Below are 2444 nucleotides of genomic sequence, written 5' to 3'. Positions count from 1 at the left end.
GTATCGAACTGCTCAAGGATGGCTTATCAATGCAGACTGTAATGGAGCCTGCAACATCATGAGAAAGGTAAGCACAAAGCTCAATATCGATTTGGGTGCAAAAACGAATCAGGAGTTCGTGCAAATTCCGCACTACAAGCTGTTTGGACGAATTAAGCAGCTTTGTTTAATTTTCGGGATTCGATTAGTCGAAACCGAAGAATCGTATACGTCTCAAGCCTCGTTTTTCGATAATGACTTCTTGCCTACGTTCGGCGAAAAACCTGAAGGGTGGAAGGCATCAGGAAAACGAATTCTTAGAGGGCTGTACCGAACTGCGCAAGGATGGCTCATCAATGCAGACTGTAATGGAGCCTGCAATATCATGAGAAAGGTAAGCACAAAGCTCAATATCGATTTGAGTGGAGTGTGTAGAGGGGCTGTGGCAGCCCCTTCTAAGGTCAAGTTAGGGCAGATTGGTTTTGCTCTGGCCTAACTTAGAGAAGCCTCGCCGTTCCACGGCGGGGAGTGTCACCAGTAGACTATAGGTAGGCGCACCAGTCACTCCAACTGCCAGCGTAGAGCTTGGTTTGATGGAGACCGGCGATCGCCATCCCCAGAATATCTACACAGGCCGTGACTCCGGATCCGCAATAGACAATAATTTCCGGTGTGTTTGCCAAGGGTTGCCAGTGCCGTTGTAACTCAGCCGTTGATTTGAGCAACCCATTGGCGTGGGTCATCTCCAACCACGGGTAATTGAGTGCCCTTGGAATATGCCCAGCCACCGGATCAATAGGTTCATGCTCACCCCGATAGCGGTGCGGCTCCCGTGCATCGACAATGGCGGTTTGTGGCTGTCCTTGAGCCGCAATAACCCCTTGGCGATCCACCACCCATTCTGCTCTGGGGACAGCAACGATGTGCCCCTGACGCACTTCCGGGATCACCGTTGTGGTGGGATAACCTGCGGCAGCGTAATGGCTGTAGCCCCCATCTAACACAGCGACGCGATCGTGCCCCAGCCACCGCAATAACCACCAACACCGAGCCGCATAGGCCAACCGCGAATCATCGTAGGCCACCACTAGGGTTTGTTCCCTCACCCCCATCGACTGTAGGGTTGCGGCTAATCGTTCGGGGTCTGGCAAGGGATGCCGCCCCCCGTACTGCTGCCGCGGGCTGGATAAATCCTGCTCCAAGTCTAAGTAGTAGGCACCGAGAATATGGCCCGCGCGGTACTGCTGTTGCCCTCGCTCCGGTGCCATCAAATCAAAGCGACAGTCAATCACTACGACGTTAGGGTCGTCTAGGTGGCTAGCCAGCCAAGCGGCAGTTACGGTATAGGCGCTCATCGACAAGCAACAAAGGGTTACTGGCGATCGTACCTTGGAACAGCCAAGCAAAAATTGGGGTTCAAAGTGTTGCCTGCATCGGTTATGATGGAATCTTGATGATTTTTGCCCGTGTAGCTCAGTGGTAGAGCACACCCTTGGTAAGGGTGAGGTCACGAGTTCAATCCTCGTCACGGGCTTGCTGTAGGGAGGGAGTGAGTCAGTCTCAGTTGCTAAGACAGGAGCCAACACCGACCTATGTGGGGTTTGACCCTGGGCGCGACAAATGCGGCCTCGCCCTAGCAACACTGACGGAAATCTGGGCGCATGAGGTGGTTGCCAGCGATCGCGCCCTTGCCCTTGTGCAGCACTGGCAGCGTACCTACGGCATTCGCCAAGTCATTATGGGAAACCAAACCACATCCCAGCATTGGCTGCAAACCTTGCAGGCACACCTGCCAGCTGATGTTGGCATTCACCAAGTGGATGAACGCAACAGTACCCTAGTTGCGCGCGATCGCTATTGGCAGTTATTTCCGCCCCGGGGCGTGCAGAAATTCATTCCTCACGGGCTGCGGCTCCCTCCCCGTCCCATTGATGACATTGTGGCCATCGTCCTCTTAGAACGTCACTGTGGCCATCAACTGTGCCTCAAGTCCTTTGACTTCTCTCCTCCTTGAAAGAGAGGGGATTCCCAAAGGATGCTACGCAACGGGCTGAAGCCGCATTGCTTCGCTTTTCCCTTGAGCTGTCACCCACAACTTAATGCGGGTGGGGGCAGTCAAAGACCCCCTACTCACCTCAAGCATCTCTGCTATTGGGACTACGTTTATGTTTCGGTTCGTGGTTTCGCGCTTTTCAACACTAGCCAGTTCGATACGCTCAACATCCTGCCATTGCTTGCAGTGGTTTAGGCTTGCCGCCAAAGCGGTAGTGACTTACTTGCCGGGATCTCTCCGTACTAGGATGTTTCTTCGCGTAGTTGATACGACTACTTTCCACGTCTCTAGTTTAACACATAGAGAGGGCTAAAGCCCCCTGAGTTGGCTGTACCCCCTCGCTAAAGCGGAGGGGTTTTAGCCCGCCCACATCACTCCTATAAGCCGTAAATACTGCGCACCTGAGGTGTCG

At 53.6% G+C, this 2444-nt stretch carries 2 protein-coding genes, 1 tRNA gene and 1 pseudogene; 3 read left to right on the top strand and 1 reads right to left on the bottom strand.

Features of this window, described 5'->3' with window-relative positions; translation table 11 throughout:
• Nucleotides 1-475, top strand: a pseudogene (locus L5470_RS13300) (hypothetical protein); the annotation flags it as partial.
• 46 nt (nt 476-521) lie between these two features.
• Here the strand turns inward: L5470_RS13300 and L5470_RS13295 are convergent.
• Nucleotides 522-1334: a sulfurtransferase gene (locus L5470_RS13295; protein WP_499500253.1), complete on the bottom strand. Its 813-nt coding sequence runs from the start codon at nt 1332-1334 to the stop codon at nt 522-524.
• Between the two features lie 107 nt (nt 1335-1441).
• Between L5470_RS13295 and L5470_RS13290 the strand changes: the two genes are divergently transcribed.
• A tRNA-Thr gene (locus L5470_RS13290) sits at nt 1442-1513 on the top strand.
• Nucleotides 1514-1528: 15 nt separating this feature from the next.
• Nucleotides 1529-1993 carry a RuvC family protein gene (locus L5470_RS13285; protein WP_499500252.1) on the top strand — a complete coding sequence of 155 codons (465 nt, stop codon included), beginning with the start codon at nt 1529-1531 and terminating at the stop codon, nt 1991-1993.
• Nucleotides 1994-2444 lie beyond the last annotated feature (451 nt).

The sequence above is a fragment of the Synechococcus sp. PCC 6717 genome (assembly GCF_022698185.1).
GTDB classification, from domain to species: Bacteria; Cyanobacteriota; Cyanobacteriia; order Thermosynechococcales; family Thermosynechococcaceae; genus Thermosynechococcus; species Thermosynechococcus lividus.
This window is presented reverse-complemented; position numbering and strand designations above follow the sequence as displayed.

What these genes read in the sequence shown, in the direction of transcription:
- L5470_RS13295 (WP_499500253.1), bottom strand. Translation starts at nt 1,334, where the DNA reads ATGAGCGCCTATACCGTAACTGCCGCTTGGCTGGCTAGCCACCTAGAC.